Below are 26,014 nucleotides of genomic sequence, written 5' to 3' on the forward strand. Positions count from 1 at the left end.
ACCCGGGGAGTACGGTGCCGCGTCACCCGAAGAAGACGCCGACCTCCTCGTAGAGCGAAGGGTCGACCGTCTTCAGCTTCGAGGTCGCCTCCGAGATCGGCACCCGGACGATGTCCGTGCCGCGCAGGGCGACCATCTTCCCGTAGTCCCCGTCGTGCACCGCCTCGACGGCGTGCAGTCCGAAGCGGGTCGCGAGCCAGCGGTCGAAGGCGCTCGGGGTGCCGCCGCGCTGGACGTGGCCGAGGACGGTCGTCCTTGCCTCCTTGCCGGTGCGCCGCTCGATCTCCTTGGCCAGCCACTCGCCCACGCCCGAGAGCCGAACATGCCCGAAGGAGTCGAGCGACTCGTCCTTGAGGACCATGTCGCCGTCCTTGGGCATCGCGCCTTCGGCGACCACCACGATCGGCGCGTAGGAGGCGCGGAAACGCGAGGTGACCCAGGCGCACACCTGGTCCACGTCGAAGCGCTGCTCCGGGATGAGGATGACGTTCGCCCCGCCGGCCAGACCCGAGTGCAGGGCGATCCAGCCCGCATGACGGCCCATCACCTCGACCACCAGCACCCGCATATGGGACTCGGCGGTGGTGTGCAGCCGGTCGATGGCCTCCGTGGCGATGCCGACCGCGGTGTCGAAGCCGAAGGTGTAGTCGGTGGCGGACAGATCGTTGTCGATGGTCTTCGGTACGCCCACACAGTTGACGCCGTAGTCGTCGGCGAGGCGGGCCGCGACACCGAGAGTGTCCTCGCCGCCGATCGCGATCAGCGCCTCCACCTCGTGCTTGGCGAGGTTCTCCTTGATCCGGCGGATGCCGTTCTCCTGCTTGAGGGGATTCGTGCGGGACGAACCGAGAATCGTGCCGCCGCGGGGCAGGATGCCGCGCACCGCTGGGATGTCCAGCTGCACGGTGTCGCCGTCGAGCGGTCCGCGCCAGCCGTCCCGGTAACCGGTGAACTCGTATCCGTACTCCTGGACACCCTTGCGGACGATGCCGCGGATGACCGCATTGAGGCCGGGGCAGTCGCCGCCCCCGGTCAGTACTCCGATCCGCATGGAGGTTCCCTTCGCCGTCGGTGGTGGCATACGGGAGCCACGCTAGTAGTGACCCAGGTCACTTAGGGACGGTACGGAAGGTGAATTCCGCTGCGGTGGACGGCTGTTGGCGCCCGCCGGTTCACTCCGACGAGTGATCACCGTGATCACGGTGATCAGGGCACGTCAGAGACCGAGACTTCGTCAGACGTCCTCAGCCGTTCTCAGACGTTCTCAGACGTCGTCGAGACCGCGCTCGATCGCATAGCGCACGAGCTCCACGCGGTTGTGGAGCTGGAGCTTGCCCAGCGTGTTCTGCACATGGTTCTGGACGGTGCGGTGCGAGATGACGAGCCGCTCGGCGATCTGCTTGTACGAGAGCCCCTTGGCGACCAGCCGCAGCACCTCGGTCTCGCGCTCGGTGAGCTGGGGCGCCTTCGGCTCGTCGGGGCCGGCCGCGGCCACGGGTTCGGTGGCCAGCCGCCGGTACTCCCCCAGGACCAGTCCGGCCAGACCGGGCGTGAACACCGGGTCGCCGACGGCGGTCCTCCGCACGGCGTCGATCAGCTCCTCCGTGCTGGCCGACTTCAGCAGATAGCCCGTCGCGCCCGACTTCACCGCCTCCAGCACGTCCGCGTGCTCACCGCTCGCCGAAAGCACCAGCACCCGCAGCGCGGGATGCGCCCCGACGAGTTCCTTGCAGACCTGCACGCCTGGCATGCCCGGCAGGTTCAGATCGAGGACGATCACATCGGGGGACACCGCCCGGGCACGCCGCACCGCCTGCGGTCCGTCGCCCGCCGTCGCCACCACGTCGCAGCCGGATGCGGCCAGATCGCGGGCGACCGCGTCCCGCCACATCGGATGGTCGTCCACGACCATCACCCTGATCGGTGCCTGCGTCGTCTCCGTCATCGTTCTGCCTTCCCCCTGGTCCCCCGCGGGACCCTGAGCTCCACTTCCGTTCCCTGCCCCGGCACCGAGAGCAGCTCGGCCGTGCCGCCGATGTCCCGTAGCCGGCCGCGTATCGAGAGCGCCACTCCGAGCCGGCCCTCTCCCTCCGCCTGGGCGAGCCTGCCCTCCGGGATGCCCGGCCCGTCGTCCCGCACCGTCACGATCACCTCGTGCGGCCAGTCCTCCACCAGGATCCAGGCCTGCGCCCCGTCACCGGCGTGCCTGCGGACATTGTCCAGGGCGGCACCGACAGCGGCGGCGAGCTCGCGGGCGTGGTGCGACGGCATCGGCACCGGGGCTCCCGGCTCGGACAGGGTGACCCTGGATCCGGCGTACGGCGTGAGCAGGGCGCGCAGATCACGTGCCGCGTCCCCGCCGGGCTCCCCCGCCAGCCCCGGCCCACCGGGCTCGCCCGGCTCGTCGATGAGTCGTACGACCGCGCCCTGCCTCTCGTCCTCGGAGACCCGCGACGCGGGCAGCAGACCGCCGGCGACCAGGGTCCGCAGGGCGACCTCCTGTTCACCCGCCATCCGGCCCAGCTCGGCCGCCTCGCCGCCCAGCGCGGTGGCACGCCGCTGCACCATCGCCAGCACCTGGAGGACACTGTCGTGGATGTCCCGGGCCAGCCGCTCCCGCTCCCGGGTCGCCGCCTCGATCTCCAGGGCGCGGGCCAGAGTCCGCTCCGACGCCCGGGCGACCTCGACGACGTAACCGATGCCGATCGAGGCCACCCACACCAGCAGCACGTTGTGGAAGGTGTCCCGGCTCGGCTCCCCGCGCTCGATGATGTTGGCCACGGCGACGAGGGAGGAGGCGAAGCCGGCCCAGCGCCAGCCGCCCCTGATCGCGTAGGCGAGGACCGCGCCGGCCGTCCAGATCGACGGCAGGGTCGGGAGATCCATCCGCTGGGCGTCCGTGTCGGCGAGCGGAGTGAGCAGGATGCCGACGAGCGCGACGGTGAGATCGGCCACGAGGAAACGCTTCGTACAGCTGAGTGCGTTGGCCACCTTCGGGAGGGTGGCGAGCGTCCAGATGCCCAGGAAGGCGAGGTAGCCGATGGCCACCCAGGGGTGCTCGAACCTGACGCGCCCGAAGACGAACAGCAGGACCGCGTAGCCCGCCGTCAGCAGACGGTACGCGGTCAGAGCACGCCACAGCGGCAGCTCGACCGACATACGGACGACGCGCTCGCGCCTCGCCATGCTCCCCCTCCCCCGGCCCGTCCGTGAAACGGCAGTCAGGACGCCGCTACTCGGCGCCGTTCCGCTCCGTCGCGGTCGCGCTCCCCGTGCCCCGGTTCTTCGCCGCGTCCTTCGCGGCCTTCTCCGCGTCCGCGATCTGCCGCTTGGCGGCGGTGGCGTAGATGTCCACGTACTCCTGACCGGAGAGCTTCATGATCTCGTACATGACCTCGTCGGTCACCGAGCGCAGGATGAAGCGGTCGTGGTCCATGCCGTGGTAGCGGTTGAAGTCGAGCGGCTTGCCGATCCGGATGCCCGGGCGCATCAGCTTGGGCACGATCTTGCCGGGCGGCTGGATCTTCTCGGTGTCGATCATCGCGACCGGGATGACGGGCGCACCCGTCGCCAGGGCCACCCGTGCGAGACCCCCCGGCTTGCCCCGGTAGAGCCTGCCGTCGGGCGAGCGGGTGCCCTCGGGATAGATCCCGAACAGCTCCCCGCGCTCGATCACCTCGATACCGCTCCGGATGGCGGCCTCGCCGGCGCCGCGGGCGCCGGAGCGGTCCACCGGCAGCTGACCGACGCCCTTGAAGAAGGCCGCCGTGAGCTTGCCCTTCACTCCGGGCGAGGTGAAGTACTCGGCCTTGGCGATGAAGGTGACCTTGCGGTCCAGGACCGCGGGCAGGAAGAACGAGTCCGAGAAGGACAGATGGTTGCTCGCGAGGATCGCGGGCCCCTCGGCGGGAATGTTCTCGAGGCCCTCCACCCAGGGTCTGAAGGCGAGCTTCAGTGACCCTCCGATGGAGAACTTCATGGCGCCGTAGATCAACTCGAATGCCTTCCTGGTGTCCGACCCTGGTGTCCGACGCAAAGACCTTAACCCGTGCGGGGTCGGCCCTACGCCCCCCGGGGCCGCGCTGAAGCGCCTTCAGCCCTGGTCCGTGTCAGCCCCGTCGCGTACCGTGAAGGCACCTTCGGAGAGGTCCTCGGCACCCTGGTCTCCTTGGGGTCCCCTCGGTCCTCCTCGGTCCCCTGGTCCCTCCGCTGCTTCCGGTTTTCCTCGGCTACACCACTGTGTACGTACGTTCTCTTCCTCATTTGCTTGTCCCTTCACACGAACAGGAGACGCCCGGTGCCGGTCCTGCCTGGAGCTGAGCCCTACCGCCACGAGGGCGGCGAAGTCGGTGTCCTTCTCTGCCACGGCTTCACCGGTTGCCCGCAGTCGCTGCGCCCTTGGGCGGAGTATCTGGCGGAGCGCGGTCTGACCGTGTCGCTGCCGCTGCTGCCCGGACACGGCACCCGCTGGCAGGACATGCAGCAGACCGGCTGGCAGGACTGGTACGCGGAGGTGGACCGGGAGCTGCGCACCCTCGTCGAGCAGTGCAGCCAGGTGTTCGTCTTCGGGCTCTCGATGGGCGGTGCCCTGACCCTGCGGCTCGCGGCCAGGCACGGCGACGCGATCAGCGGCATCGTCCTGGTCAACCCGGCGAACAAGATGCACGGTCTCGCGGCCAAGGCGCTGCCGGTGGCCCGCCATCTCGTCCGCAGCACGAAGGGCATCGCCAGCGACATCGCCAAGGAGGGGGTGGAGGAGGTCGGCTATGACCGGGTGCCGCTGCACGCCGCCCACTCGCTGCGTACTTTCCTCCAGCTCGTCGACGGTGAGCTGCCGCAGGTCACGCAGCCGATGGTGCTGCTGCACAGCCCCCAGGACCATGTGGTGCCGCCCGCCGACTCGGCCCGGATCCTCAGCCGGGTCTCTTCCGAGGACGTGCGGGAGGTCCTGCTGGAACAGAGTTACCACGTGGCGACGTTGGACCACGATGCGGAGCGGATTTTCGAGGAGAGCCACGCCTTCATCGGCCGCCTCGCACCGAGTGCCGGGAAGAAGGGAAGCACGACCGGTGGCTGAGCAGCACGACGCGGACCGGGACGACCGCGACCGGGAGCCGCAGCCGATCGACGAGGAGGCCGCCTGGGCGGCGATCGTCGCCGGATACGGAGACGAGCCGACCGACCCGCCGGGTACCGGGCCGTTCACGCCCGTCGAGGACGCGGCCGGTCCGGACAAAACGGTGGGAGGCGAGCGGCCCGTGTCCCCGGACGGTGACGACGAGGGCGGCACCGGCCCGGGCAAGCCGCTGGGCAGTTCGATCGTCTTCGCGCCGGGTGTCGGTCCGGGCACGGGCCCCCGGGACTACCGGGTGTCCGAGGCGAGCGGCGACGATCTCGACGAGAGCGACGAGAGCGACGAGGGCCATTTCGTGCCGCCCGAGCCACCGCCGCTGCCCGAGGCCGACACGACCGCGAAGTTCGCATGGCTCGCCGTCGTCGGCGGTCCCGTGCTGCTGCTGCTCGCCGTCCTGCTGCAGTGGGACATGACCTGGTGGCTGACCACGCTCGGCGTCGGCGGCTTCCTCGGTGGCTTCGCGACCCTGGTGGCGCGGATGTCGCAGGGTGACGACGAGGACGACGACGACCCGGGGCGCGGTGCGGTGGTCTGAGCGGGGCCGCGGCCCGGCCCGGCGGTGAGGCCGGTCCCCGGGCCGGCCGGCCCGTCAGTGCGTGAGGCGGAGCCCCGGGCCGAGCCGGCCCGCGGATCCGCCTCAGCCCGCCGGGAGGCGCAGGGCGGCGAGCACGGGCAGATGGTCCGTGGCGGCCAGCAGATCGTCTGCGGTGACCCCGGGGTGAGCGGACGGTACACCGCAGCCGAGTACCTCGATGCCGGGCGTCGCGAAGATCGCGTCGATACGCCGGTGCGGGTCGGCGGGCGTGAAGGTGTACTCGCCGCCCCAGGGCCGTACCCTCCAGCAGTCCTGCAGCTCGGCCGCGAGCCTGCGGAAGCCGGGGTCCCCGGGCGGCTCGTTGATGTCACCCGCGACGATCATGTGCGGGACGTCCATCGCCGCGAGGCTGTCCAGCAGCATCCCCGTCTGGGCTTTGCGCTCCTCGCCGTCGAGACTCAGATGGCAGCTCACCAGTCCGGCCCTGGACCGGCCGAACCGTACGACGGCGGTCGCGAAACCCCGGCGGTGCAGCCCGGGGGTGCGGGGAAGCAGCACGTCCTCGGTGCGCTCGACGGTCGCGCGCAATGAGCACAGGAGCAGCGGCCCCGCGGCGGTCGCGCCGCCGCCCAGCACGACGAGTTCGCTCTTGGCGGCGAGGCGTGCGGCGTGCTTGCGCCAGCGGAAGAAGCGCGGCGCCTCCTGGACGAAGACCAGGTCGGGCCGGCAGGCCCGGATCACCCGGGCGAGCGCGTCCTCGTCGTCCCGCATCGAGCGGATGTTGTAGCTGAGCACCCTGACGACGGCCGAACCGTCCGGCTCGGTGCAGGAGTTGGGAAGTGTGTACGTCTCCGGCGTCGGCATGCGGTCAACATAGCGGGCACAAGGCCGTGACCTGTGGTGTGTCGCGTCGGCGCCGCCCTGCGTGCCCGCCGCCTCCCCAGGAGGGGGCGGCGGGTACGCGGGAAGAGGTGGTCAGCCCTGGCGTGCGAGGTCGGCCGCGCCCACGAGGCCGGCCTTGTTGCCCAGCTGGGCGGCGAGCACCTGGGCATGCGGGCGCCACTGGGAGCCGATCAGCCAGCGGCGGAAGGACTTGCGGATCGGGTCGAGGACCAGTTCGCCCTCGTCCGAGACACCGCCGCCGACGATGAACGCGGAGGGGTCGAAGAGCGAGGCCAGGTCGGCGAGGCCCGCCCCGGCCCAGCGGGCCAGCTCACGGAAGGAGTCGACCGCCACCTTGTCGCCCTGTCGTGCCGCCTCGCTCACGTGCTTGCCCTCGATGCCCTCCGGGGTGCCGTCGCCGAGGCCGAGCAGGATCCCCGCGTTCTCCGGGGTCGCTCCCGCGCGCTGCCTGGCGTACCGGACGAGGGCGCGGCCGGACGCGTACTGCTCCCAGCAGCCCTGGCTGCCGCAGCCGCACAGCAGACCGTCGGGGACGACCCGGATGTGCCCGAATTCCGCGGCGACACCGAATCGGCCGCGCCGCAGTTTGTTGCCGATGATGATGCCTCCGCCCAGGCCGGTGCCGAGCGTGATGCAGATGACGTCCTCGTGTCCCTGGCCCGCGCCGAAGCGGTATTCGCCCCACGCCGCCGCGTTCGCGTCGTTCTCGACGACGACGGGCAGGCCGACGCGCTGTTCGACCTTGTCCTTCAACGGCTCGTGGCGCCACTGGATGTTCGGCGCGAAGAGGACGGTGGCACGCTTGTCGTCGACATAGCCGGCGGCGCCGATGCCGACCGCTTCGATGTCGTGCCCCTGACCGGCTCCGGAGACGGCCGATGCGATCGCGTCCACGATCCCGTCGGCGGTCGACGGAGTGGGCACCGTGTGCGTCTCGAGAATGGTGCCCTCTTCGTCGACCACGCCGGCCGCGATCTTGGTGCCGCCGATGTCGACGCCGATGGTGAGTCCCATGAGTCCCTCAGTTTTCGGTCGAGCCCCGCTAAGGCCAACGGTACCGGAGGGACTCCCCGCCTCAGTCCAGGTCGATCTTCTCGCCCGGCCCGTCGTCATGGCCGTCCCGTCGGTCACGGGGCGTATCGCGGGGTGTCTCGTCACGCGTCCAGCGCCGCTCGTGGCCCTCGACAGCGGAGCGGTAGGCGGCCAGCAGTTCGTTGCCCGCGGCCGCGAGGTGGTCGAAGACCTGCGGATTGCGCTCGATGACGGGCTCGACGGCCGCCTTGGCCTGGCCGATCAGCTGCTGTACGGCTCCCTGTGCGGCCATGCCGAACAGGGGGTTCTGCAGCGAGGACACCTTGTCGGCGACCGCGTCCATCAGCTTGCGCAGCTCTTCCGCCGCGGATCCGGTGGTCCCGTGCCCGTACCGCTCGCGGCGGCGGGCCCGCTCGGCCTCCAGGTCTTCGGCACACGCCTCGGCCCAGGCGTCGTGGTCGACGGCGGGACGCTCGGTGGCATCGCTCATGACGTACTCCTGGAGAACGGGACGGCTACTGTCGACGGTACCCGAACGAGGCCTCGCCGTTCAGCGGCTCCTCGGCCACAGGTCTGGGTCCGGAGTGAATCTGACCCGCAGGTCGCCGTCCTTCAGCCCCGCGCCCGAGACGGTGCAGCGGCGCAGCACCGACGGCAGGGGGACGATACGCCGGAACGGCCCCACGGTGATAAGCAGTTCGTCGCCGCGGCGGACGAGCCCCAGCTCCTCCTTGACCGCGCCGGGCAGCGGCAGCACCCAGTGCAGCTCGCCGTCATGATCCCCGACTCCGCCGCGGTCCCCGTGTCCGTCCGGGCCGTCCGCGGGCGGCCGCTCGATCTGCCAGGGGTCGGCCGGTTCTGCCGCCACGGGGCCGAGGTCCACGGCGAGGCCCCCGTCGAGAGCGGCGAGGTCGTCCAGTCCCCGGGGGTCGCGGCCGAGGTGTCCGACGGTGACGAGTGCCGGCGCCGCCTTTCTCTCGCGGGTCTCCTGCCAGCGGCGCAGGGCCTTGTCCTGCTGGGCCTGCAGCCCGGCGAGCCAGGGATCGGGCGAGGCGACCGGCAGGATCCGGTTCGCGACGAGCGTGTCGGCCCGCATCCCGTACAGCGCGAGCCCCAGACGTGCGGTGAGCAGGGCGTCCTCGCCCGCGGGCCCGGGCTCGGCGACCAGCCGGACGGTGGTGTTCGGGTCCTCGATCAGCTCCTGCACGGCACGGAGCTCCGCCTCCCAGCGTCCGGCGGTCTCGTACAGCCACCGGGCGGGCATCGGCACCCCGGCGAGCTGGGCCAGCACCGGGCGCAGCGCCCTGGCCGCCTGCCGCTCCGGCGGGAGCAGCCGGCGCAGATAGCGGCGGAGCTGTTCGGGCAGTCCGAGCAGCGCGATCGTCTGGCGGACCGGGGGCATGTCGACGACAGCCACGTCCCAGTCGCCGCCGCGAAGGTCCCGCAGCGCGCGCAGCAGGGCGAACTGTTCGCTGCCCGGTAGTTCGGTGAGCTCCTCGTCCTCCAGCCGGTGGGCGCCGAGCAGTTCGAGCGCCGCGGTGCTGCGTTCCTGGAAGGCGAGCAGTTCACCGCGGAAGTGCGCACCGGAGTCGATCCGGGCGGCCCAGAGCCCGTCGGTCACCTCGGCCGGCCCGGTGGCGGTGGTCGAGGTTCCCAGGGCGTGGGCGGCCTCGCCGGAAAGCAGCAGGGTCCGCTTCCCGCGCCGGGCCGAGGCGAGTGCGGTGGCCGCGGCGACGGTGGTACGGCCCGAGCCGCCGGGCCCGGTGACGAGAACGATGCGCATGAAGGCGGGGCCCGGACCTCAGGCCTTCGGGCCGGAGCCGGATTCGACGCGCTTCTTCAGACCCGCGAGGGCGCGGTCGATGATGACCTTCTCCGCCTTGCGCTTGATCATGCCGAGCATCGGGATCTTGACGTCGACGGTGAGCTGGTAGGTGACTTCGGTGCGCTCGCCGCCGTCGACGGGCGCCAGCGTGTACGAGCCGTCGAGCGTGCGCAGCATCTGGGACTTGACCAGGGTCCAGGACACCTGGTTCGCGCCGGTCCAGGTGTACGCGAGGGTGTGGTCGTCCTTGATCGCGCCGGCGTCGAGCACCAGCCGGACCTGCACCGCACGGCCCTGGTCGTCCTTCTCCAGGACCTCGGTCTCCTTCACCTCGCCCGTCCACTCCGGGTAGCGGGCGAAGTCGGAGATCACCCCCATGACGTCGGCCGGTGCCGCGTCGATGGTGATCTTCGAGCTGGTGTGTTCCGCCATCGCCGGGCTCCTCCAGTGGTCTCCGGACGGGGTTGCGGTGTGCAATCTACCGTGACCGCGCCGGTCACCATTCCAGGGCCCAGGGCCTTCCCGTCGCGGCGAAGTGACCGACGTTCACGCACTCGGTGGAGCCGATCCTCATCCGCCGGGCCAGGGGCTGGTGGACGTGCCCGAACAGGGCGTAGCGGGGCCGGGTGCGCCGGATCGCGTCCAGCAGGGCGCGGCTGCCCCGCTCGAAGCGGCGCGGGACGACGTCGTAGAGCAGTTCGGGCACGTCCGGCGGGATGTGCGAGCACAGCACGTCGACCTCGCCGATGGCCTCGACCTTCGCCGCGTACTCCTCGTCGGAGATCTCGAAGGGGGTGCGCATGGGGCTGCGCAGCCCGCCGCCGACGAATCCGAAGACCCGTCCGTCCAGTTCGATGCGCTCCCCGTCGAGGACCGTGGTGCCGGGGCCCGCGTACTCCGGCCAGAGTGCGGGGATGTCGACGTTTCCGTAGGTGGCGTACGTCGGCGTCGGGAGGACGGCGAACATCTCGGCGTACTGCTTGCGCACGGCGGAGAGGATCGCGGCGTCCCGGTCGCGCCCGGCCCACAGCCGCCGCCCGAGCTCCCGGGCCTCCTCGAAGCGGCGCGCGGTGCGCAGCTCCACGATCCGGTGGGCGTTCTCGACGCCGAAGAGGTCGGGGAAGATGCCGCGCGAGTGGTCTGCGTAGTCGAGGAAGAGCACCAGGTCACCAAGGCAGATCAGGGCATCGGCCCCCTCTCCGGCCCTGGCCAGATCCCGGGTGTTCCCATGTACATCGCTGACCACGTGAACGCGCATGCCGATCACCCTAGATCGATCCGCCCAAGAGGGGATAGAGGGGGTCGGACCTGCGGTTACTTCGCACTCGCACACGGGGTGACATAGGGTGCGCGATGCGGCGGCACACCGGTGTGACGCAGCGAACATCTGGCCGGGACCCCCTATCCGGAACCAAGTACTGATGGGTAACGTCCGGGCAGTCCCCGGTGCGTTCACACAGAGCCGTGGCGCCGGCGCCCGATGAGGAGCAGCAGTCTTGCGTGAGTTCAGCCTTCCGGCCCTGTACGAGGTCCCCACGGACGGCAATCTGACGGATCTCATCCGCCGCAATGCCACTCAGCACCCGGATGTCGCTGTCATGGGCAGAAAGGTCGCCGGCACCTGGACGGACGTGTCGGCCACCCGGTTCCTGGCCGAGGTGCGGGCCGCGGCCAAGGGTCTGATCGCCGCCGGTGTGCAGCCCGGCGACCGGGTCGCCCTGATGTCCCGCACCCGCTACGAGTGGATCCAGCTCGACTTCGCGATCTGGAGCGCCGGCGGTGTGACCGTGCCGGTGTACGAGACGAGTTCGCCCGAGCAGGTGCAGTGGATCCTCGGTGACTCCGGCGCGGTCGCGGCCATCGTGGAGAGCGACGCACACGTTGCTGCCGTGGAGTCGGTGCGGGCACAGCTTCCGGCCCTCAAGCAGATCTGGCAGATCGAGCGCGGCGCGGTCGACGAGCTGACCGCGGCCGGCGCCGAGGTGAGCGACGCACTCGTCGACGAGCGCAGCGCCGTCGCCAAGGCGGACGACCCGGCCACCATCGTCTACACCTCGGGCACCACCGGCCGCCCCAAGGGCTGTGTGCTCACCCACCGCGCCTTCTTCGCGGAGTGCGGCAACCTGGTCGAGCGCCTCAAGCCGCTGTTCCGCACGGGCCACAGCTCCGTGCTGCTGTTCCTTCCGGCCGCGCACGTCTTCGGCCGTATGGTCGCCCTCGCGCCCGCGATGGCACCGATCAAGCTGGGCTGCGCCCCGGACATCAAGAACCTCACGGACGAGCTGGCCGGATTCCGGCCCACGCTGATCCTCGGTGTGCCGCGGGTCTTCGAGAAGGTCTACAACACCGCGCGGGCGAAGGCCCAGGCGGACGGCAAGGGCAAGATCTTCGACAAGGCCGCGGACACGGCGATCGCGTACAGCCGCGCCGTCGACGCGCCGGGCGGTGTGCCGTTCACGCTGAAGCTCAAGCACAAGCTCTTCGACAAGCTCGTCTACAGCAAGCTGCGCGCGGTGCTGGGCGGGCGCGGTGAGTTCGCCATCTCCGGCGGTGCCCCGCTCGGTGAGCGGCTCGGCCACTTCTACCGCGGCATCGGCTTCACGGTGCTCGAGGGCTACGGCCTGACGGAGACCTGTGCCGCCACCACGTTCAACCCGTGGGACCGGCAGAAGATCGGCACGGTGGGGCAGCCGCTGCCGGGCTCGGTGGTCCGGATCGCCGACGACGGCGAGGTCCTGGTGCACGGCGAGCACGTGTTCTCGGGCTACTGGAACAACGAGGCGGCGACGGCGGAGGCGCTGGCCGACGGCTGGTTCCACACCGGTGACATCGGCACGCTCGACGAGGACGGCTACCTCGCCATCACGGGCCGCAAGAAGGAGATCCTGGTGACGGCGGGCGGCAAGAACGTCGCCCCGGCGGTCATCGAGGACCGTATCCGAGCGCACGCTCTGGTCGCGGAGTGCATGGTCGTGGGCGACGGGCGGCCGTTCGTGGGCGCGCTGGTCACCATCGACGAGGAGTTCCTGGCCCGCTGGGCATCCGACCACGGCAAGCCGGCCGGTTCGACGGCGGCTTCGCTGTGCGAGGACCCGGACCTGCTGGCGGAGGTCCAGCGGGCGGTGGACGAGGGCAACACTGCGGTTTCCAAGGCGGAATCGGTGCGGAAGTTCCGCATCCTGGGCTCCCAGTTCACGGAGGAGGCCGGCCACATCACACCGTCGCTGAAGCTGAAGCGCAATGTGGTGGCGAAGGACTTCGCCGACGAGATCGAGGCGATCTACGGGGCCTGAGCCCCGGGAGTCGTCCCTTGTCGCCCGGGCCGCTCAGGCTGCCCGGGCGTAGTCCTCGGCGAGTACGCGCTCGATGTTGCGTTCGGCGAGCGCGGTGATGGTGACGAACGGATTGACGCCGATGGAGCCGGGGACGAGGGCTCCATCGGTGACGTAGATGCCCGGCGCCCCGCGCACCCGGCCGTAGTCGTCGGTGGCCCGGCCCAGCACACAGCCCCCGAGCGGGTGGTACGTGAAGTCGTCGGCGAAGGTCTTGTTCCCGCCGAACAGGTCGTAGCGGTAGATGGTGACGTTGGCTCTGTTGATCCGGTCGAAGAGGGTCTTGGCCGCGTTGACGGAGACCTGGCTCTGCGCCCGGGTCCAGTTGAGCTTCAGCGCACCCGTGGCCGTGTCGTAGGAGAAGGTCCCGCGCTCCGGGTTTCGGGTGATCGCCAGATACAGGCTGATCCAGTGCTCGAAGCCCATGGGCAGCGGCGCGATCTCGGCGAAGACCGGGTTGGCCGCGTTGGACCAGTCGTCGATGCCCATGACGGGCATGGTGGCCTGGTTGGCACCGACGGTGTCCCACAGGTGGTTGGCGCGCGCGGTCATGACGTTGCCGTTGGTGCCCCAGCCGCCGCCGATGTGCGCGCTGAGGTCGGGCAGGGTTCCGGACTCGCGGGCGCGCAGCAGGAGTTCGGTGGTGCCGAGGCTGCCGGCACTGAGGAACAGCCGGTCGCAGGTGATGTCGCGGGTGGCGACGACCTTGCCGGTCAGATCGATCCGGTCGGTGGTGACGACATAGGTGCCGTCGGGTTCCCTGCGGATGGCCCGGGCCCGCTGAAGGGTCTCGATCGCCACCTTCCCGGTGCCGAGGGCGGCGGCGAGATAGGTGCGGTCGAGGCTGCGCTTGCCGTGGTTGTTGCCGTAGATGACCTCTCCGGCGAGCGCGGACTTGGTGGCCTGCCCCGCTGCTTCGCGCTCCATGTACCCGAAGTCGTACACATTGGGCACGAAGACGGTCCGCAGACCGGCGTTGGCGGCGTGCTTGCGTGAGATGCGGCTGAAGCGGTACCACTCCGTCGCCTCGAACCAGGCCGGACTGACGGTGTTGACTCCGAGCATCGCGCGGGCGCGCGGGAAGTACGTGTCGTACATGGCGGTGGCGTCGACGGTGGGCAGCATCTCGCTGAAGTAGGCCCGTTGCGGGGTGACGGCCATACCGCCGTTGACGAGCGATCCGCCGCCGACGCCGCGTCCGACGTACACGGACATGTTCTCGAAGCGGACGCGGTCGAGGACTCCGGGGTACGGGCCGATGTCCTTGTTGACGACGTCGAGCCACAGGAACTGGGCGAGCGGCGCTTCGGTGCGGGTACGGAACCACATGGACCGCTGGTCGGGGGCACTGGTGGTGCAGAAGACCTTCCCGTCGGGCCCCGGGGTGTCCCAGAGGCGGCCCATCTCGAGGACGAGGGTGGGGATTCCGGCCTCGCCCAGGCGCAGTGCGGTGACGGCGCCACCGTAGCCGGAGCCGATGACGAGGGCGGGGGTGTGGGTGTGGGTGGTGTCGGACCGGTCGGCGGCCTGGGCCGGGAACGCCGCGATACGGGTGAGGCCCAGCGCCGCAGCGGTCTGGAGGGCGCCGAGACCCAGAAGGTGACGGCGCGTCAGTTTTGGTGTCATGGGCGCAGCATGGGCGGAATATTCGGTTCCGCCCATCCATCGCGCGGAGGTAATTTCCGGCGGCGCAAGAGTGCCTTGTGCGCCAGATGCGGCGTGAATGCGGCACATGGACCTGGTGGATGTACCTGCGGGGCCCCTGGTGCGGGTGGTGCGGTCGACCTCTGAGACCGCCCCAGCCGCTGCACCGCGGTTGCGCTCGGCGACTACGACCTGGCAGCGGCGTTCGGCAGGAAGCCGGGGGACATCGCCTGGACCAGGGCCAGGGTGCTGAGGGCGCACATCACCACGCCCAGCGGGACATGGAACGAGGGCACATGGGCGACGCCCAGCACGACCTGCGCCGAGGCGAGGAGGAGGAAGCCGGTGGCGTACAGGACCGGGCGGGGTGATCCTCCGCCCGGGCGCCAGGCCAGGATCGCGGCGAGCACGTACAGCATGCACGCGCCGTACATCACCCGCGACGCGACATGGTGCACCTCCCCGGCGAGGGGCGAGGTCAGCAGCATGCCGGCGGTGACCGCCTGGAAGAAGAGAGTCAGGGTCTGCAGGGCTATCGCGGTCTTGAGGAAGGTGCGGCCGCCCTGTGCGGTCGTCGTACGCGTGGTCATGGTGTGGTCCCCCTCTTGTGGTGTGCGGCAGTGGACGGTGCTGCTGTCCTTCGCGTCAGCGCAGGGTGAGCGGGGTCTCGGAGGTGACGCGGGTCAGCTTGTCGGGGTTGCGGACGACGTAGAGGCCGGCGATGCGGGCGTCCTCGACACGGACGGCCATGACGCCCTCGAACTCGCCGTTGACATACAGGGCGAGCGCCGGGCTGCCGTTGACCACGGTGGGTTCGCAGGTGAGCGTGGCCGCGGCCTTGGCCGTGCCGCCGAGGTAGAAGCGGACGATCTTCTCGGCGCCGACGATGGGCCTGAGCGCGGCGCGCTTGACGCCGCCGCCGTCACTGAGCAGGACGATGTCGGGGGCGAGTACGTCGAGGAGCTCCTGCGGGTTCCCGGTCTCGAGGGCGCGCTGGAAGGATTCCAGGGCAGCGCGGGTCTCGCCCGGGGAGGCCGTCCTGCGGGGGCGGCGGGCGTCGACGTGCCGGCGGGCGCGGTGCGCGATCTGGCGTACGGCAGCGGGGCTCTTGCCGACGGCCTCGGCGATCTCGTCGTAGTCGACCTCGAAGACCTCGCGCAGCACGAACACCGCCCGCTCGGTCGGGGAAAGGCTCTCGAGGACGAGCATCATCGCCATCGACATGCTCTCGGCGAGTTCCATGTCCTCGGCCACGTCAGGCGTGGTGAGCAGCGGTTCGGGCAGCCACTGGCCGACGTACGCCTCTCTGCGGCGCTTCATGGTGCGCAGCCGGTTGAGCGCCTGGCGGGTCGTGATCCGCACCAGGTACGCCCGCTGGTCGGTCACCCGTCCCAAGTCGACCTTGACCCACCGCAGCCAGGTCTCCTGGAGCACGTCCTCGGCGTCGGCCGCGGATCCGAGCATCTCGTAGGCGACGGTGAAGAGCAGGTTGCGGTGGGCGACGAACGCCCCGGTCGCCAGGTCGGTGGTCTGGTCGGCCGTCTGACCGGTGGTCCGGTCGGTGCTCTGATCGGTGGTCTGGTCGGTCATCTCTCGGTCCCTCTCCCTCGCATACCCGGTCAGACCGCCCGCCCCGCGATGGCCGGCGCTCCGGCGCGCCTGGCCTCCAGCAGTTGCCGGCGGTGGTCGCCCTTGGGCCAGGTGTGCGAGCCGGGCTTGTGCGCCTCCTTCACCAGGTGCTTGACGCTGAACTGGCAGGCGAGCTCCTTGAGCTTCGCACCCGCGCGGCCACCGACGTAGAGCCTCATCGCGATGTCGTCCTTGCGCGCGAGCTGGAAGACGGCGGCGCGGCGCCCCAGGCTGACGCACATGGCGGAGAGCGACAGGCTGATCGGCGCGGGTCGCTCACCCGCGATGCGGCCGAGCACGGTGTCGGCGGCGTGCGCGCCCAGGCAGCCCGCGGCGTAGGCACTCATCCGGAACGGCAGGTCCGACGGTGCCGCCGAGTCCCCGGCGGCGACGATGCGCTCGTCGTCCACGCTGGTCAGCGTCTCGTCCGTGAGCAGGCGCCCCACCGCGTCGGTGCTCAGCCCACTGCGCGCGGCCAGATCCGGCACGCCGAACCCGGCCGTCCAGACGGTGACTTCGCCCGGCAGTTCGCGACCGTCACCGAGGTGCACCGCGTGGCGCGTCACCGCCGTGACCTTGGTGTCGGGGCCGTCGAGCACGGTCACCCCGAGCCGGGCGAGCCGCCCGGCAGCCGTGCGTCGGGCATGAGGGTGCAGGTACGGGCCGAGCACGCCTCCGCAGACCAGAGTCACCCGGCGACCCTGCTCCGCCAGCTCGGCCGCCGTCTCGATGCCCGTCGGACCGCCGCCGACGACCGTCACCGCGGCCTCCGAGGGCGCGGCCTCGAGGACCGACCGCAGCCGCTGCGCCGCCTCCAGCGTGGCGACCGGGTGGGCGAACTCGGCCGCCCCGGGCACGCCCGGGGCGGCACTGCCACTGCCCGCCGCGTAGATCAGGTAGTCGTAGCCGGCCGTCTCCCCGCTCGCCAGCGTCACGCGGCGCTCGGCCCCGTCGATCCGGGTCACGTTGTCGACCACCAGCCGTACGCCCTCGGCCAGGATCTCGCGGTAGTCGACGACCGCGTCGTGGGATCCGCCCACCAGCTGGTGGAGGCGCAGGCGCGGGACGAAGACCGGGCGCGGGTTGATCAGGGTCACGGTCACGTCGTCTCGCTGCGTGAGCCGGTTGGCCGCCATGACGCCTGCGTAGCCGCCGCCGATCACGATGACATCGGTGCTCTCAGCCATGGGTCGCTCCTCCGTTTTCCAGGGGTCGGCCTCAAGACACCGCGTGACCGGCAGTTGTGACGGCATGTGAGCCGGATCACTTCCTCGGCGGTGACCGGCAGGGTTCTCGGCGCGTGACGGCAGCGAGCCGCTGCACGCGCTGTCCGCCTCAGTGAGACAGGGTCACGACGTCGGAGGACTTGAGGACCTTCCCCTCGCCGTCCAGCGCCTCGACCTGGAAGTACGGCCCTGGATCGTCCGTCTCGACCGCCGTCTCGAATCCGGTCCGTTCGGCGTGGCGCACGACCACCGACAGAGAATCGGGGTCCGGCCCGGCGAGCACCCGCCACGCTCTGGTCTGTGTCGATCCGTTCCAGGAGGCATAGACGACGCTCTGCCCGTCATCGGTCTTCGCGGCCACGCTCGGCGGATAGTAGGGCTTGCCGACCCAGGTGTTCCGGAAGGCCCGGTACGAGATGTTCGAGCCCGGCATCTTCGCGTCGTAGAGCAGGTTCTCGGAGCCTTCGTTCTCCGTGTTCCCCGCGTTGGCGTATTCCGAGTAGTACGAACTCTGGCCCCAACCGATGAACTTGTCGCCATTGGGAAGGGCCTGGGTGTTCCCCTGGGACGCCGAGAACAGCGACGGCTGGTGGTAGTAGGTCCGCACGGCATTCGCGCGGTGGTCGTCGAAGTCCAGGTCCAGGACCAGGCCGTGGGACTCCTGTTCCGGTGTGCCGTCCGGCTGACTGCAGCAGCCGTCGTCGAACATGCTGATCCTGCCCTTCGGCCCGAACCGCGCGTCGTGCTGCCAGTAGAAGTCCGCGTCGGGGCCGAAGGTGAAGTCGCTCTTCTTTCCGCCGAGTTGCCAGCGGACCTTTCCCGTCTTCCGGGAGATGTCGTAGATCGCCCAGAAGTTCCGGAGCGAGATCAGCAGTTCCCCCTTGGGGCCTTCGTCGAGCGAGTTCAGGTGATAGGCGTCCCAGACCCCGCCCGACGTCGCCGCATCGGAGGCCGGTACCTCGGAATCGGCAGGGTCCAGGTGCTCCAGCAGATCCCACGAGAAGACGAGTTTCCCCGTTTCCAGGTCGACTTCCTGGATCTCGCTGTCCAGGATGGCCCCGTCCTTCGGACCTCCGTAGGGCCGGAGATCCATGGGGACCGGCTTGGTCGCGATGAACAGTGCGGTCCCCCTGCGGGTCAGCAGGAACTCGTGCTCGTCCGGGGCGAATCCGTGATGTGCGAAGACCGTCTTGATCAGGCGGTAGTGCTGGTCGTAGATGTAGTAGCACCCGCCCGGCTCGGGAGCGCCTCCCGGCAGATTCGTATACGTGGGCGGAATGGCGATGGATCCCTGCCACCAGGTCAGCACCGGCTGCGCCTTCTTGGTCCTGGGGTTGTGGTACGTCTGGACCTTGAAGTCCGCGTTCTGGAGGTCGGGGGAATGCAGCGGGCGAAACCAGACCGGATCGCCGGAGTTGTCGGAAATCAGCGCACCGGTCTGGCCGTACACCGCGGTACCGATGGCATAGGGGCCGACGAAGATCTTGCCGCGGGCCGTGCCCGGACGCTTCGTCGTCACCGTGACCCGCTGGGGGTGCAGGCCGGGCTCGGAGACGAAGCTCCATACGTCGCTGCCCGATGTGATCGGCGACGGGGTGGTCGCACTGCCGGTCGGTGGGGCGGGCTCCGTCGCACACGGCCGCGGCGGACCCGGTCGCGCGGCTGCCGCGGCGAGCGGTGGACAGCCCGTGAAGGTGAACGCCGCGGCGAGCGCGCAGGCACCTGCGGTGCGGCTCAGCCGCCTTCTCACCATGCGGGCCCCCGGTTGTCGCACCGTCATGTCCCGTCTCCTCACGGCCCTGACTCCGTCTGCGTCGCTTGAGTTGTCGCCTCTGGCGAAATTAAGCGGCACCTCGGGCCTGCGCCTGTTGTGGCCGGTGCGGTGGGGCCATTTGGACGCGGTGGTGGCGCCACTGACGGAAGACGGAAGGAGATCGAGGCGCTCGCCCTCGGGGTGCCGACCGGGGCCGGAGTGCCGCCGGATGCGTCTGCTCTGCGGTAGAGCGGGGTCACATCCCGGCGCCGTCCTCCCCACTCGGTTTCACGCTTCGTCGCGGTGGGTGAGGTGGCCGTCTGTGAGCCGCCAGTAGTGCTGGTGGGGAGTCAGTTGCCAGGTCTCGTCGGCAGCGATCCCCTGCGTGATCCATTCGTGGAGCTGCGGCAGGGCCTGCGCTCGCAGAACAGCGCGGACGCCGGCCCGGTCGGCGGCAGCCACCGGGTGGACGCCTATGCGGAAGCCGACCATGTCCGGGTGGACGCCGCGGCCGTAGTTGTGGGGGTCCGGAGCCACCCATGCCGCTCCCAGGACGATGGTCCCGCTGTCAGGCCCGGTGAGGAACTCCAGGTCCGTGACGCGGCTCATGTGAGGGCCGAGACACTCGTTGATGTCGGTGGTGGTCAGGGGCCAGGCAAGATGCCGGGGAAGTCTTCGATTTCGTGCGGACATGGCGAGCAGAATGGCAGCAGGTCACTGCCGGCCGTCACGGATTTTTCGGCGGCCTGCTCCGGAAGCGCCCGTGCCGAGTCCGCGCCAGAGCCCTGACCTAGAGCAGCGTCCTGAGCCGGTCCGCGAGAAGGTCCCAGCGCCACTTCTCCTCGACCCACTCGCGGCCGCGTTCGCCCATCCGCCGGCGCAGCGCCGGGTCCTGGAGGAGGGCCACGATCCGCTCGGCCGACTCCTCGGGCCGGCCGCCGCGCACCACCCAGCCCGTCTCACCGTCGAGAACGGCGTCCGGCGCGCCGCCGGAGTCGCCCGCCACCACCGGGAGGCCGGTCGCCGAGGCCTCCAGGTAGACGATGCCGAGACCCTCGACGTCCACGCCCCCGCGCCGGGTGCGGCACGGCATGGCGAAGACATCACCGGCGCCGTAGTGCGCCGGCAGCTCCTCCCAGGGGACGGCCCCCGTGAAGCGCACGGAGTCGGCGACGCCGGTCGAACGGGCCAGGCGCCGCAGGTCCGTCTCGTACGGGCCTCCGCCGACGATCAGCAGCACGGCGTCCGGCACCTTCGCGAGGATCGCGGGCATCGCCTGGATCAGCGTGTCCTGGCCCTTGCGCGGGACGAGGCGGGAGACGCAGACGACCACCGGACGGTCGCTGAGCCCCAGCCGCTCGCGCACGGCGTCGCCGCCCGAGCCCGGGTGGAAGGTCTTCTCGTCGACGCCGGGCGGCAGCTGCACCATGCGCCCCGCCGCCTCGGGGGTGAGCGCCGCGGCGATCCGCGAGCGGGTGTACTCGCCCAGATATGTGATCGTGTCCGTGCCCTCGCCGATCCTGCGCAGCAGCTGCCGGGAGGCAGGCAGTTGTGCCCAGCCGGCCTCGTGCCCGTGGGTGGTGGCGACAAGCCTGCGGGCGCCGGCCCTGCGCAGTGCGGGCGCCATCAGCCCGAGCGGGGCCGCTGCCCCGAACCACACCGACGTACAGCCGTGCTCCTTGAGCAGTCCCACCGCGCGCCGGGTGACGCGCGGGGTGGGCAGCAGCATGGTCGTACGGTCCCTGACCACCGTGAAGGGCTGCTCGGCGTCGAAGTCGGCCGTCGCCTCGACGCCTTCGCGGCCGCGTTTCCAGGTGGAGGCGTAGACGACCAGCTGCTCCGGGTCCAGGCGGAGCGCCATGTTGTGCAGGAACGCCTGGATGCCACCCGGCCGTGGTGGGAAGTCGTTGGTGACGATCAGGGTCTTGTCCATTGCCGCCGACAGTACCAACGGCGGCGTTGCCTCTCGCTCTCGCGCAGCTGTTCGCGGCATCATGGCAGGTCACGGCAGTACGACAACCACGTGAGGTGATTTATGAAGGGCGCTGCCCGCGCAGCGGCTCCCGTTGCGGTGTGTGTCCTGACCAGGGTCTTACTGCTGCTCTGGGTCCTGAAGGTCCTCTACGTCGCGGGACCCGATGTGACCAGCGATGTCGAGGTCATCTACCAGGGCTGGTACGAGGTGCTGAAGACCGGCACCTACCCGCTGAACGACGTCACCTGGCAGTACCCGCCCGCCGCCGCGCTCGCGATCCTGTCCCCCGGCGCCCTGCCCTTCTTCGGCTACGCCCAGGCCTTCTTCCTGATCTCGCTGTTCTGCGACGCGGTGGTCTTCGGGCTGCTGCTGTACGCGGGCCGGCAGCCGGGGAAGTCGATGAAGGGCGTGTGGGTCTGGGTCGTCGGTGTGCCCCTGCTCGGGCCGACCGTGTACGCGCGCTACGACCTGATGGTGACGGCCGTGGCGGTCGCCGCCCTGCTCGCGGCGGCCCGCCGGCCCGCGCTGGCCGGCGCTCTGGCGGGCTTCGGCGCGATGCTCAAGGTGTGGCCGCTGCTCCTGCTGGCCGGGATGCGGCGCGGTGCGGCGTCCCGGAGGTCCTGGACCGCCGCCGTGGTCACCACCGGGGTCCTGCTGCTGCTTTTCGGTGTGACGATGCCGGGGTCACTGGCGTTCCTCACGTTCCAGCGTGACCGGGGAACCGAGGTCGAGTCGCTCGGCGCTCTCGTCTTCCACGTGGCCCGGCACTACGGCTGGGAGGGCCAGGTCCTGCTCAACTACGGCTCGGTGGAGTTCCTGGGCCCGTACGTCCCGCTGGTGAGCCGGCTGGCGCTGGCCCTGACTGCGGCAGGGTTCGCCTGGCTGCTGCTCTGGCGGCTGCGGGCGAGGGTGTTCACGGCGAGCACGCCCGCGGACGCGGCGTTCACCGCCGTGCTGCTGTTCACCACCACCAGCCGGGTGATCAGCCCCCAGTACATGATCTGGCTGGTGGGTCTCGCGGCGGTCTGCCTCGCGTTCCGGGCGAGCCGGATGACGGTGCCCGTGTACCTGGTCCTGGTGGCCACCGGCGTCACGTTCCTCGAGTTCCCCATCTGGTTCGAGCATGTGGTGGCGAGCGATACGCGCGGTATCGCGCTGCTCGTGGTCCGCAACGGTCTGCTGGTGGCGGCGGCGCTGCTGGCCTGCCGCCAGCTGTGGACGAGCACGGTGCGGGCACCGGGGGCCCATGACGGGGAGACGCCGCCGCACCGGCCGCTGCAGGACAGGGAGCTGCTCGGTTCCTGAGACGACCCCGGCGAGCGGGCCCGCTCCTCAGTCGCCCAGCCGCTCCCGCAGATACTCCCGCCACTCGGCGGTGAAGGTCTCCGCGGTGGTGCCCAGCACCTTGCGCAGGGCCCGCTCCAGAGCCCCCTCACGCTGCTTCGCCGCACCGGCCTCGCGGTAGAGCTCGGTCAGGGCCCCGGCCCCGTGGCGTTCGGCGATCAGCTCGCAGGCCAGCCAGGCGCCTTCGTAGGCGCGGCCGAGGGACTCCGCGTCGGCGCCGAAGCGGAAGGCTTCGTCGGTGGGCAGCGAGGCGGGGAGGTCTCCGGCGCGCACCGCCCTGCGCAGCGCGGGAGCCGCCTCGGCCGCGGTGTGCCCGGTGCCGCGGTAGGCGACCCAGTCGGCGAAGCCCTCGGACAGCCACATCGGGGTGGCGGCGGAGGTGTGGCCGCGGGTGGCGACATGGGTGGTCTCGTGGGTGAGGACGAGCCGCCGGCCGAACGCGCCGAGCGCCTCGTACGCCTCCGGGTTGACGATCACCCGGTCCGCCGGTGCCGAGCCGCTCCCCCCGGTCGATCCCGTGGTGACCGCAGCTATCCCCCGGTATCCGGCCGCGGGCGCGCCCAGCAGCCTGCCCATGGCCTCCAGGGAGTCCGGCACCAGCACCACCACACGCCCCGCCCAGGGCCCGGTCCAGAAGGCCGAGACCTCCGGCACCGCCCGGTCGGCGTCCGCCGCGATCTGCCGCAGCCGTGCCCGGTCCCGGCCGGTGCCGAGGACCAGGCTGTGCGTTCCGCGTACGACCTCGACATCGCCCTGCTGCCACAGCTGCTGTGCGCCGCCGCGACCCGGGCGGTCGGCCGTGACGTACCAGCGGCCGTCGCGCTCGGCCAGTTCCAGGGCGCGGGCGGTGGTCACGGGCGCGCTGTCGTAGCCCTCGAACCGGTAGCGCAGCTCCGCGTCGGCCGTCGCACGGTCCCCGGAGCGGCGTACGCCGGTCAGCCGGTACTCCCAGGACCGCAGCGGCACGTCCGTCAGGCTGGCGAACTCCTCGCGTCCCGCCGGGCGGAGCGGTGCGTCGAGGGCGGCGACGTAGCCTGCCTCGTCATGGCCCAGCACCGCGGCGGCCCGGCCGTCCAGTGTGCGCTGGATGTCCTGAGCCGCGGTGTCCGGTGCGGGGCCCGCGCAGCCTCCGGCGACCAGGAGCACACCGGCGACGGCGAGCGCCCATGCCCGCCGCCGTATCGTCCCGCGTCCGGGAAAGCCCTGATCAGCCATCCGGCCGATGGTACGGGCATCGGGTACGGCCACGGAGCGTCAGGGTCGGGTCACCGAGGCGATCGGCATCATGCCCACCGGGTCGTAGCGCACCGAGGCGCCGGGGTAGGGCGCGTGCACCACCTGCCCGTTGCCGACGTACATCGCCACATGGCTGGCGTCGGAGCGGTACGTCACCAGGTCACCCGGCCTGGCATCGGACAGGGACACCTGGCGCCCTGCGTGGCGCTGCGCCTGGGAAGTGCGCGGCAGACCGACGCCTGCCTGTGCGTACGACCACTGGGTGAGCCCGGAGCAGTCGAAGCCGTCGGGCCCGTTGGCACCCCAGACATAGGGCCTGCCGAGCACGCTCTTGACGGCCGCGACGGCGGCGGCCGCACGCGAGGAGGCGGGTCCGGCTCCGGGTCCGGTGGGCAGGCCCGGCAGCAGGCCGTCGCGGCTCGAGCGGGAGGCACGGCCGTAGGCGTCGCGCTCGGCGGCGGGCAGGGCGTTCAGCAGCCTCTGCGCCGCGGCGAGCTTCGCCTCGACCGTGCGCTTGTGGCGGGCCACGGCGGCCCGGTTCAGCTCCAGCTCCTCGAGCTTGCGCCGGGCTTCCGTGCGCTCGCGCGCCAGGCTGTGCCGGGCACGGCCGAGATCGCGCAGGGCCAGCGTCTGGCGGTCGCCGATCCGCTCGAGGAGTTCGGCCTTGCCGAGATACGAGTCCGGGTCCTCCGAGAGCAGCAGCTCCAGGGCGGGATCCATGCCGCCGGAGCGGTACTGGGCACCCGCGACCGCTCCGAGCGCCCCGCGCATCCTGTTGATGCGCTCCTGGCTGCGGGCCGCGTGGTCCCGCATCGCGGCCACTTCCCCGCGCAGCCGGTCCACCCGCTCGTCGGCCTCGTTGTACGCCTCCGTGGCCTTCTCGGCCTGCTCGTACAGCCGGTCGACCTGCTCCCGGGCAGCCGGAGCGGTGGTGGTGTCACGCGGTTCGGCTGCTGCGGGTGCCGCGCCGAGCGCGGCCGCAGCGGTGGCCGCTGCCGCTGACAGGAGGGTGATCCGGGCACCACGGTGAAGACCGTTGGCCCCCGATGGCGGGGCGGGTCGGCGATGGGACGCCACAGGAGCCGCACTCCTTCCGCTGGACGGGGCGGCCCCTCGGCCGCTGCGCGGCAGAGAGTATCCGTACGGCTACGGAGCGCCAAAAGCCCTGCGGGGGGCGAAAAGTGACGCCCCGCCGGAGACCGCGAGGTCATCGGCGGGGCGTGGCGTCAGCTTCCTGCCCGGCGATTCGCCCGATCGGAGGGCGCAGACGGTCGTTGTGACCGGTCCTCAGATCCGGACGCCGAACTGGAACGTGCCCATGTAGTCCATGGACTCGTAGCGGACGACCGCGCCCGGCTTCGGGGCGTGCAGGATCTGGTTGTTGCCGGCGTACAGACCCACGTGGGACAGACTGTTGAAGAAGACCAGGTCGCCCGGCTTGAGCTGGCTGCGGCCTATCTTCACACCGTCGTTCTGCTGGGTGTAGGTGGTGCGCGTGATGCTCACGCCCGCCTGGCGGTAGGACCACTGCGTCAGACCGGAGCAGTCGTACGAGCTGGGACCCTCTTGGCCGGACTGGTAGGGCTTGCCGAGCTGGGTGGCGGCGGCGTTGAGCGCGGCGCGACCACGCTCGGAGGCCGGGACCTCGTTGCCGAGGTCCACGCGCTCACCGGCGGCGCGGCTGGCGCGCTGCTCCTCCTGCTGAAGCTTCGACCGCTCGGCGGCGGTGAGGGTGTTGAGGAGGCGCTGTGCGTCGGCGAGCTTGCCCTGGAAGGCCTTCTTCTTCTCGCCGAGCGTCTTGCGGACGTCCTCGAGGTCGGCGAACTTCTTCGTCGCCTCGGCGCGCTGCTGGGCGAGGGTGCGCTGCTTGGCCTGGATGCCCTCGAGCACCTGCGTCTGCTTGGCTCCGAGCTGGTCGATCGCGGACGCCTTGTCGAGGTAGGTGTCCGGGTCGGAGGAGAGGAAGAGCTGGACGGCCGGGTCTATGCCACCGGAGCGGTACTGGGCGCTGGCCACCGTACCGAGCTTGTCCCGCAGGGCGTTGACCTCGGCCTGGCCCCGGGCGACCTGGTCCTGGATCGCGTCGACCTGCTTCTGGAGCTTGGTCTGCTGCTCCTTGGCCCCGTTGTACTCCTCGGTGGCCTTCTCCGCCTCGTGGTAGAGGGCGTCGACCTTCGCCTTGACCTCGTCCTTGCTGGGCTTGGCCGGGGCGGCCTGGGCGGCCTGGGAGGTCAGGGCGACGGCTGCGGAGGCGATTGCGGTGAGCACGGACACACGGGCGCGGCTCGGCTGCTTGGGTCGACGGTGGGACGCCACGAAGGCGAGCTCCTTCTGCCTCGAGCCGCCTGCCGGGCAGTGGGGGATTGAATCCCCGGCTCCGAACAGCCAGAACCCCGAAAGGGACGAACTGCACGAAATCGGCGGTTCCTTCACTGTCATCCCGGAT

General features: G+C 70.9%; 24 protein-coding genes. 4 read left to right on the forward strand and 20 right to left on the reverse strand.

All coding sequences use genetic code 11. The features are described from left to right. Nucleotides 1–22 precede the first annotated feature (22 nt). From ACTWOL_RS09690 to ACTWOL_RS09705, 4 genes are all read right to left on the reverse strand, one after another. Nucleotides 23–1,051, reverse strand: coding sequence for a 6-phosphofructokinase (locus tag ACTWOL_RS09690; RefSeq protein ID WP_474296192.1), 1,029 nt, complete (start codon nt 1,049–1,051; stop codon nt 23–25). 213 nt (nt 1,052–1,264) lie between these two features. Continuing rightward, the gene (locus ACTWOL_RS09695; RefSeq protein WP_474296193.1) at nt 1,265–1,945 is read right to left on the reverse strand and encodes a response regulator; all 681 of its coding nucleotides are present in this window, start codon (nt 1,943–1,945) and stop codon (nt 1,265–1,267) included. Next, nucleotides 1,942–3,186 (reverse strand): MacS family sensor histidine kinase, encoded by a 1,245-nt coding sequence (macS, locus tag ACTWOL_RS09700; RefSeq protein ID WP_474296194.1) that lies wholly within the window; start codon nt 3,184–3,186, stop codon nt 1,942–1,944. Before macS ends, ACTWOL_RS09695 begins: the two co-directional genes overlap by 4 nt. A gap of 46 nt (nt 3,187–3,232) precedes the next feature. Further along, entirely contained in the window at nt 3,233–3,979 is a 747-nt protein-coding gene (locus ACTWOL_RS09705) for a lysophospholipid acyltransferase family protein (protein ID WP_474296195.1), read from the reverse strand. 318 nt (nt 3,980–4,297) lie between these two features. Between ACTWOL_RS09705 and ACTWOL_RS09710 the strand changes: the two genes are divergently transcribed. Continuing rightward, nucleotides 4,298–5,077, forward strand: a complete 780-nt coding sequence (locus ACTWOL_RS09710; RefSeq protein WP_474296196.1) for an alpha/beta hydrolase — start codon at nt 4,298–4,300, stop codon at nt 5,075–5,077. After that, nucleotides 5,070–5,669 (forward strand): hypothetical protein, encoded by a 600-nt coding sequence (locus tag ACTWOL_RS09715; protein WP_474296197.1) that lies wholly within the window; start codon nt 5,070–5,072, stop codon nt 5,667–5,669. The genes ACTWOL_RS09710 and ACTWOL_RS09715 overlap by 8 nt, the downstream gene beginning before the upstream one ends. Nucleotides 5,670–5,771: 102 nt before the next feature. On the opposite strand, the gene ACTWOL_RS09720 is transcribed toward ACTWOL_RS09715, so the two are convergent. The 6 genes from ACTWOL_RS09720 to ACTWOL_RS09745 form a co-directional block, all read right to left on the reverse strand. After that, nucleotides 5,772–6,533, reverse strand: a complete 762-nt coding sequence (locus tag ACTWOL_RS09720) for an endonuclease/exonuclease/phosphatase family protein (protein ID WP_474296198.1) — start codon at nt 6,531–6,533, stop codon at nt 5,772–5,774. 111 nt (nt 6,534–6,644) lie between these two features. Then, entirely contained in the window at nt 6,645–7,586 is a 942-nt protein-coding gene (locus tag ACTWOL_RS09725) for an ROK family glucokinase (protein ID WP_474296199.1), read from the reverse strand. A gap of 61 nt (nt 7,587–7,647) precedes the next feature. Beyond that, nucleotides 7,648–8,094 carry a DUF5304 domain-containing protein gene (locus ACTWOL_RS09730; RefSeq protein WP_474296200.1) on the reverse strand — a complete coding sequence of 149 codons (447 nt, stop codon included), beginning with the start codon at nt 8,092–8,094 and terminating at the stop codon, nt 7,648–7,650. 60 nt (nt 8,095–8,154) lie between these two features. Next, the gene (locus ACTWOL_RS09735; protein WP_474296201.1) at nt 8,155–9,387 is read right to left on the reverse strand and encodes an ArsA family ATPase; all 1,233 of its coding nucleotides are present in this window, start codon (nt 9,385–9,387) and stop codon (nt 8,155–8,157) included. Nucleotides 9,388–9,405: 18 nt separating this feature from the next. Further along, complete coding sequence (locus ACTWOL_RS09740; protein ID WP_474296202.1) at nt 9,406–9,861, reverse strand: SRPBCC family protein; 456 nt, start codon at nt 9,859–9,861, stop codon at nt 9,406–9,408. A gap of 64 nt (nt 9,862–9,925) precedes the next feature. Then, on the reverse strand, nt 9,926–10,687 hold the full coding sequence (locus tag ACTWOL_RS09745) for a metallophosphoesterase family protein (protein ID WP_474296203.1): 762 nt from the start codon (nt 10,685–10,687) through the stop codon (nt 9,926–9,928). Between the two features lie 238 nt (nt 10,688–10,925). Here ACTWOL_RS09745 and ACTWOL_RS09750 point away from each other — a divergent pair, with 238 nt between their 5' ends. After that, nucleotides 10,926–12,722 carry an AMP-dependent synthetase/ligase gene (locus ACTWOL_RS09750; RefSeq protein ID WP_474296204.1) on the forward strand — a complete coding sequence of 599 codons (1,797 nt, stop codon included), beginning with the start codon at nt 10,926–10,928 and terminating at the stop codon, nt 12,720–12,722. A 33-nt stretch (nt 12,723–12,755) separates the two neighbouring features. Here ACTWOL_RS09750 and ACTWOL_RS09755 read toward each other — a convergent pair whose 3' ends face one another. From ACTWOL_RS09755 to ACTWOL_RS09785, 7 genes are all read right to left on the reverse strand, one after another. Further along, entirely contained in the window at nt 12,756–14,387 is a 1,632-nt protein-coding gene (locus ACTWOL_RS09755; protein WP_474296205.1) for a GMC oxidoreductase, read from the reverse strand. A 203-nt stretch (nt 14,388–14,590) separates the two neighbouring features. After that, nucleotides 14,591–14,995: a hypothetical protein gene (locus ACTWOL_RS09760; protein WP_474296206.1), complete on the reverse strand. Its 405-nt coding sequence runs from the start codon at nt 14,993–14,995 to the stop codon at nt 14,591–14,593. 55 nt (nt 14,996–15,050) lie between these two features. Then, entirely contained in the window at nt 15,051–15,995 is a 945-nt protein-coding gene (locus tag ACTWOL_RS09765; RefSeq protein ID WP_474296207.1) for an RNA polymerase sigma-70 factor, read from the reverse strand. 29 nt (nt 15,996–16,024) lie between these two features. After that, nucleotides 16,025–17,221: an NAD(P)/FAD-dependent oxidoreductase gene (locus ACTWOL_RS09770; protein WP_474296208.1), complete on the reverse strand. Its 1,197-nt coding sequence runs from the start codon at nt 17,219–17,221 to the stop codon at nt 16,025–16,027. Between the two features lie 148 nt (nt 17,222–17,369). After that, nucleotides 17,370–19,040, reverse strand: coding sequence for an arylsulfotransferase family protein (locus tag ACTWOL_RS09775; RefSeq protein ID WP_474296209.1), 1,671 nt, complete (start codon nt 19,038–19,040; stop codon nt 17,370–17,372). A 261-nt stretch (nt 19,041–19,301) separates the two neighbouring features. After that, nucleotides 19,302–19,706: a hypothetical protein gene (locus tag ACTWOL_RS09780; protein ID WP_474296210.1), complete on the reverse strand. Its 405-nt coding sequence runs from the start codon at nt 19,704–19,706 to the stop codon at nt 19,302–19,304. 97 nt (nt 19,707–19,803) lie between these two features. Further along, nucleotides 19,804–20,946, reverse strand: a complete 1,143-nt coding sequence (locus ACTWOL_RS09785) for a glycosyltransferase family 4 protein (RefSeq protein WP_474296211.1) — start codon at nt 20,944–20,946, stop codon at nt 19,804–19,806. Nucleotides 20,947–21,048: 102 nt separating this feature from the next. On the opposite strand from ACTWOL_RS09785, the gene ACTWOL_RS09790 reads away from it, so the two are divergent. Beyond that, nucleotides 21,049–22,293, forward strand: a complete 1,245-nt coding sequence (locus ACTWOL_RS09790; protein WP_474296212.1) for a glycosyltransferase 87 family protein — start codon at nt 21,049–21,051, stop codon at nt 22,291–22,293. Nucleotides 22,294–22,320: 27 nt separating this feature from the next. On the opposite strand, the gene ACTWOL_RS09795 is transcribed toward ACTWOL_RS09790, so the two are convergent. The 3 genes from ACTWOL_RS09795 to ACTWOL_RS09805 form a co-directional block, all read right to left on the reverse strand. After that, nucleotides 22,321–23,547 carry a hypothetical protein gene (locus ACTWOL_RS09795; RefSeq protein WP_474296213.1) on the reverse strand — a complete coding sequence of 409 codons (1,227 nt, stop codon included), beginning with the start codon at nt 23,545–23,547 and terminating at the stop codon, nt 22,321–22,323. Nucleotides 23,548–23,586: 39 nt separating this feature from the next. Continuing rightward, nucleotides 23,587–24,645, reverse strand: coding sequence for a C40 family peptidase (locus ACTWOL_RS09800; RefSeq protein ID WP_474296214.1), 1,059 nt, complete (start codon nt 24,643–24,645; stop codon nt 23,587–23,589). Nucleotides 24,646–24,855: 210 nt separating this feature from the next. Then, nucleotides 24,856–25,884 (reverse strand): C40 family peptidase, encoded by a 1,029-nt coding sequence (locus ACTWOL_RS09805; protein ID WP_474296215.1) that lies wholly within the window; start codon nt 25,882–25,884, stop codon nt 24,856–24,858. Between the last annotated feature and the right edge of the window lie 130 nt (nt 25,885–26,014).

It is taken from the genome of Micromonospora sp. IBHARD003, from assembly GCF_056106285.1.

Coding starts and splice junctions, on each gene's coding strand:
- ACTWOL_RS09690 (WP_474296192.1), bottom strand. CDS start 1,051: ATGCGGATCGGAGTACTGACCGGGGGCGGCGACTGCCCCGGCCTCAAT.
- ACTWOL_RS09695 (WP_474296193.1), bottom strand. CDS start 1,945: ATGACGGAGACGACGCAGGCACCGATCAGGGTGATGGTCGTGGACGAC.
- macS (WP_474296194.1), bottom strand. CDS start 3,186: ATGGCGAGGCGCGAGCGCGTCGTCCGTATGTCGGTCGAGCTGCCGCTG.
- ACTWOL_RS09705 (WP_474296195.1), bottom strand. CDS start 3,979: ATGAAGTTCTCCATCGGAGGGTCACTGAAGCTCGCCTTCAGACCCTGG.
- ACTWOL_RS09720 (WP_474296198.1), bottom strand. CDS start 6,533: ATGCCGACGCCGGAGACGTACACACTTCCCAACTCCTGCACCGAGCCG.
- ACTWOL_RS09725 (WP_474296199.1), bottom strand. CDS start 7,586: ATGGGACTCACCATCGGCGTCGACATCGGCGGCACCAAGATCGCGGCC.
- ACTWOL_RS09730 (WP_474296200.1), bottom strand. CDS start 8,094: ATGAGCGATGCCACCGAGCGTCCCGCCGTCGACCACGACGCCTGGGCC.
- ACTWOL_RS09735 (WP_474296201.1), bottom strand. CDS start 9,387: ATGCGCATCGTTCTCGTCACCGGGCCCGGCGGCTCGGGCCGTACCACC.
- ACTWOL_RS09740 (WP_474296202.1), bottom strand. CDS start 9,861: ATGGCGGAACACACCAGCTCGAAGATCACCATCGACGCGGCACCGGCC.
- ACTWOL_RS09745 (WP_474296203.1), bottom strand. CDS start 10,687: ATGCGCGTTCACGTGGTCAGCGATGTACATGGGAACACCCGGGATCTG.
- ACTWOL_RS09755 (WP_474296205.1), bottom strand. CDS start 14,387: ATGACACCAAAACTGACGCGCCGTCACCTTCTGGGTCTCGGCGCCCTC.
- ACTWOL_RS09760 (WP_474296206.1), bottom strand. CDS start 14,995: ATGACCACGCGTACGACGACCGCACAGGGCGGCCGCACCTTCCTCAAG.
- ACTWOL_RS09765 (WP_474296207.1), bottom strand. CDS start 15,995: ATGACCGACCAGACCACCGATCAGAGCACCGACCGGACCACCGGTCAG.
- ACTWOL_RS09770 (WP_474296208.1), bottom strand. CDS start 17,221: ATGGCTGAGAGCACCGATGTCATCGTGATCGGCGGCGGCTACGCAGGC.
- ACTWOL_RS09775 (WP_474296209.1), bottom strand. CDS start 19,040: ATGACGGTGCGACAACCGGGGGCCCGCATGGTGAGAAGGCGGCTGAGC.
- ACTWOL_RS09780 (WP_474296210.1), bottom strand. CDS start 19,706: ATGTCCGCACGAAATCGAAGACTTCCCCGGCATCTTGCCTGGCCCCTG.
- ACTWOL_RS09785 (WP_474296211.1), bottom strand. CDS start 20,946: ATGGACAAGACCCTGATCGTCACCAACGACTTCCCACCACGGCCGGGT.
- ACTWOL_RS09790 (WP_474296212.1), top strand. CDS start 21,049: ATGAAGGGCGCTGCCCGCGCAGCGGCTCCCGTTGCGGTGTGTGTCCTG.
- ACTWOL_RS09795 (WP_474296213.1), bottom strand. CDS start 23,547: ATGGCTGATCAGGGCTTTCCCGGACGCGGGACGATACGGCGGCGGGCA.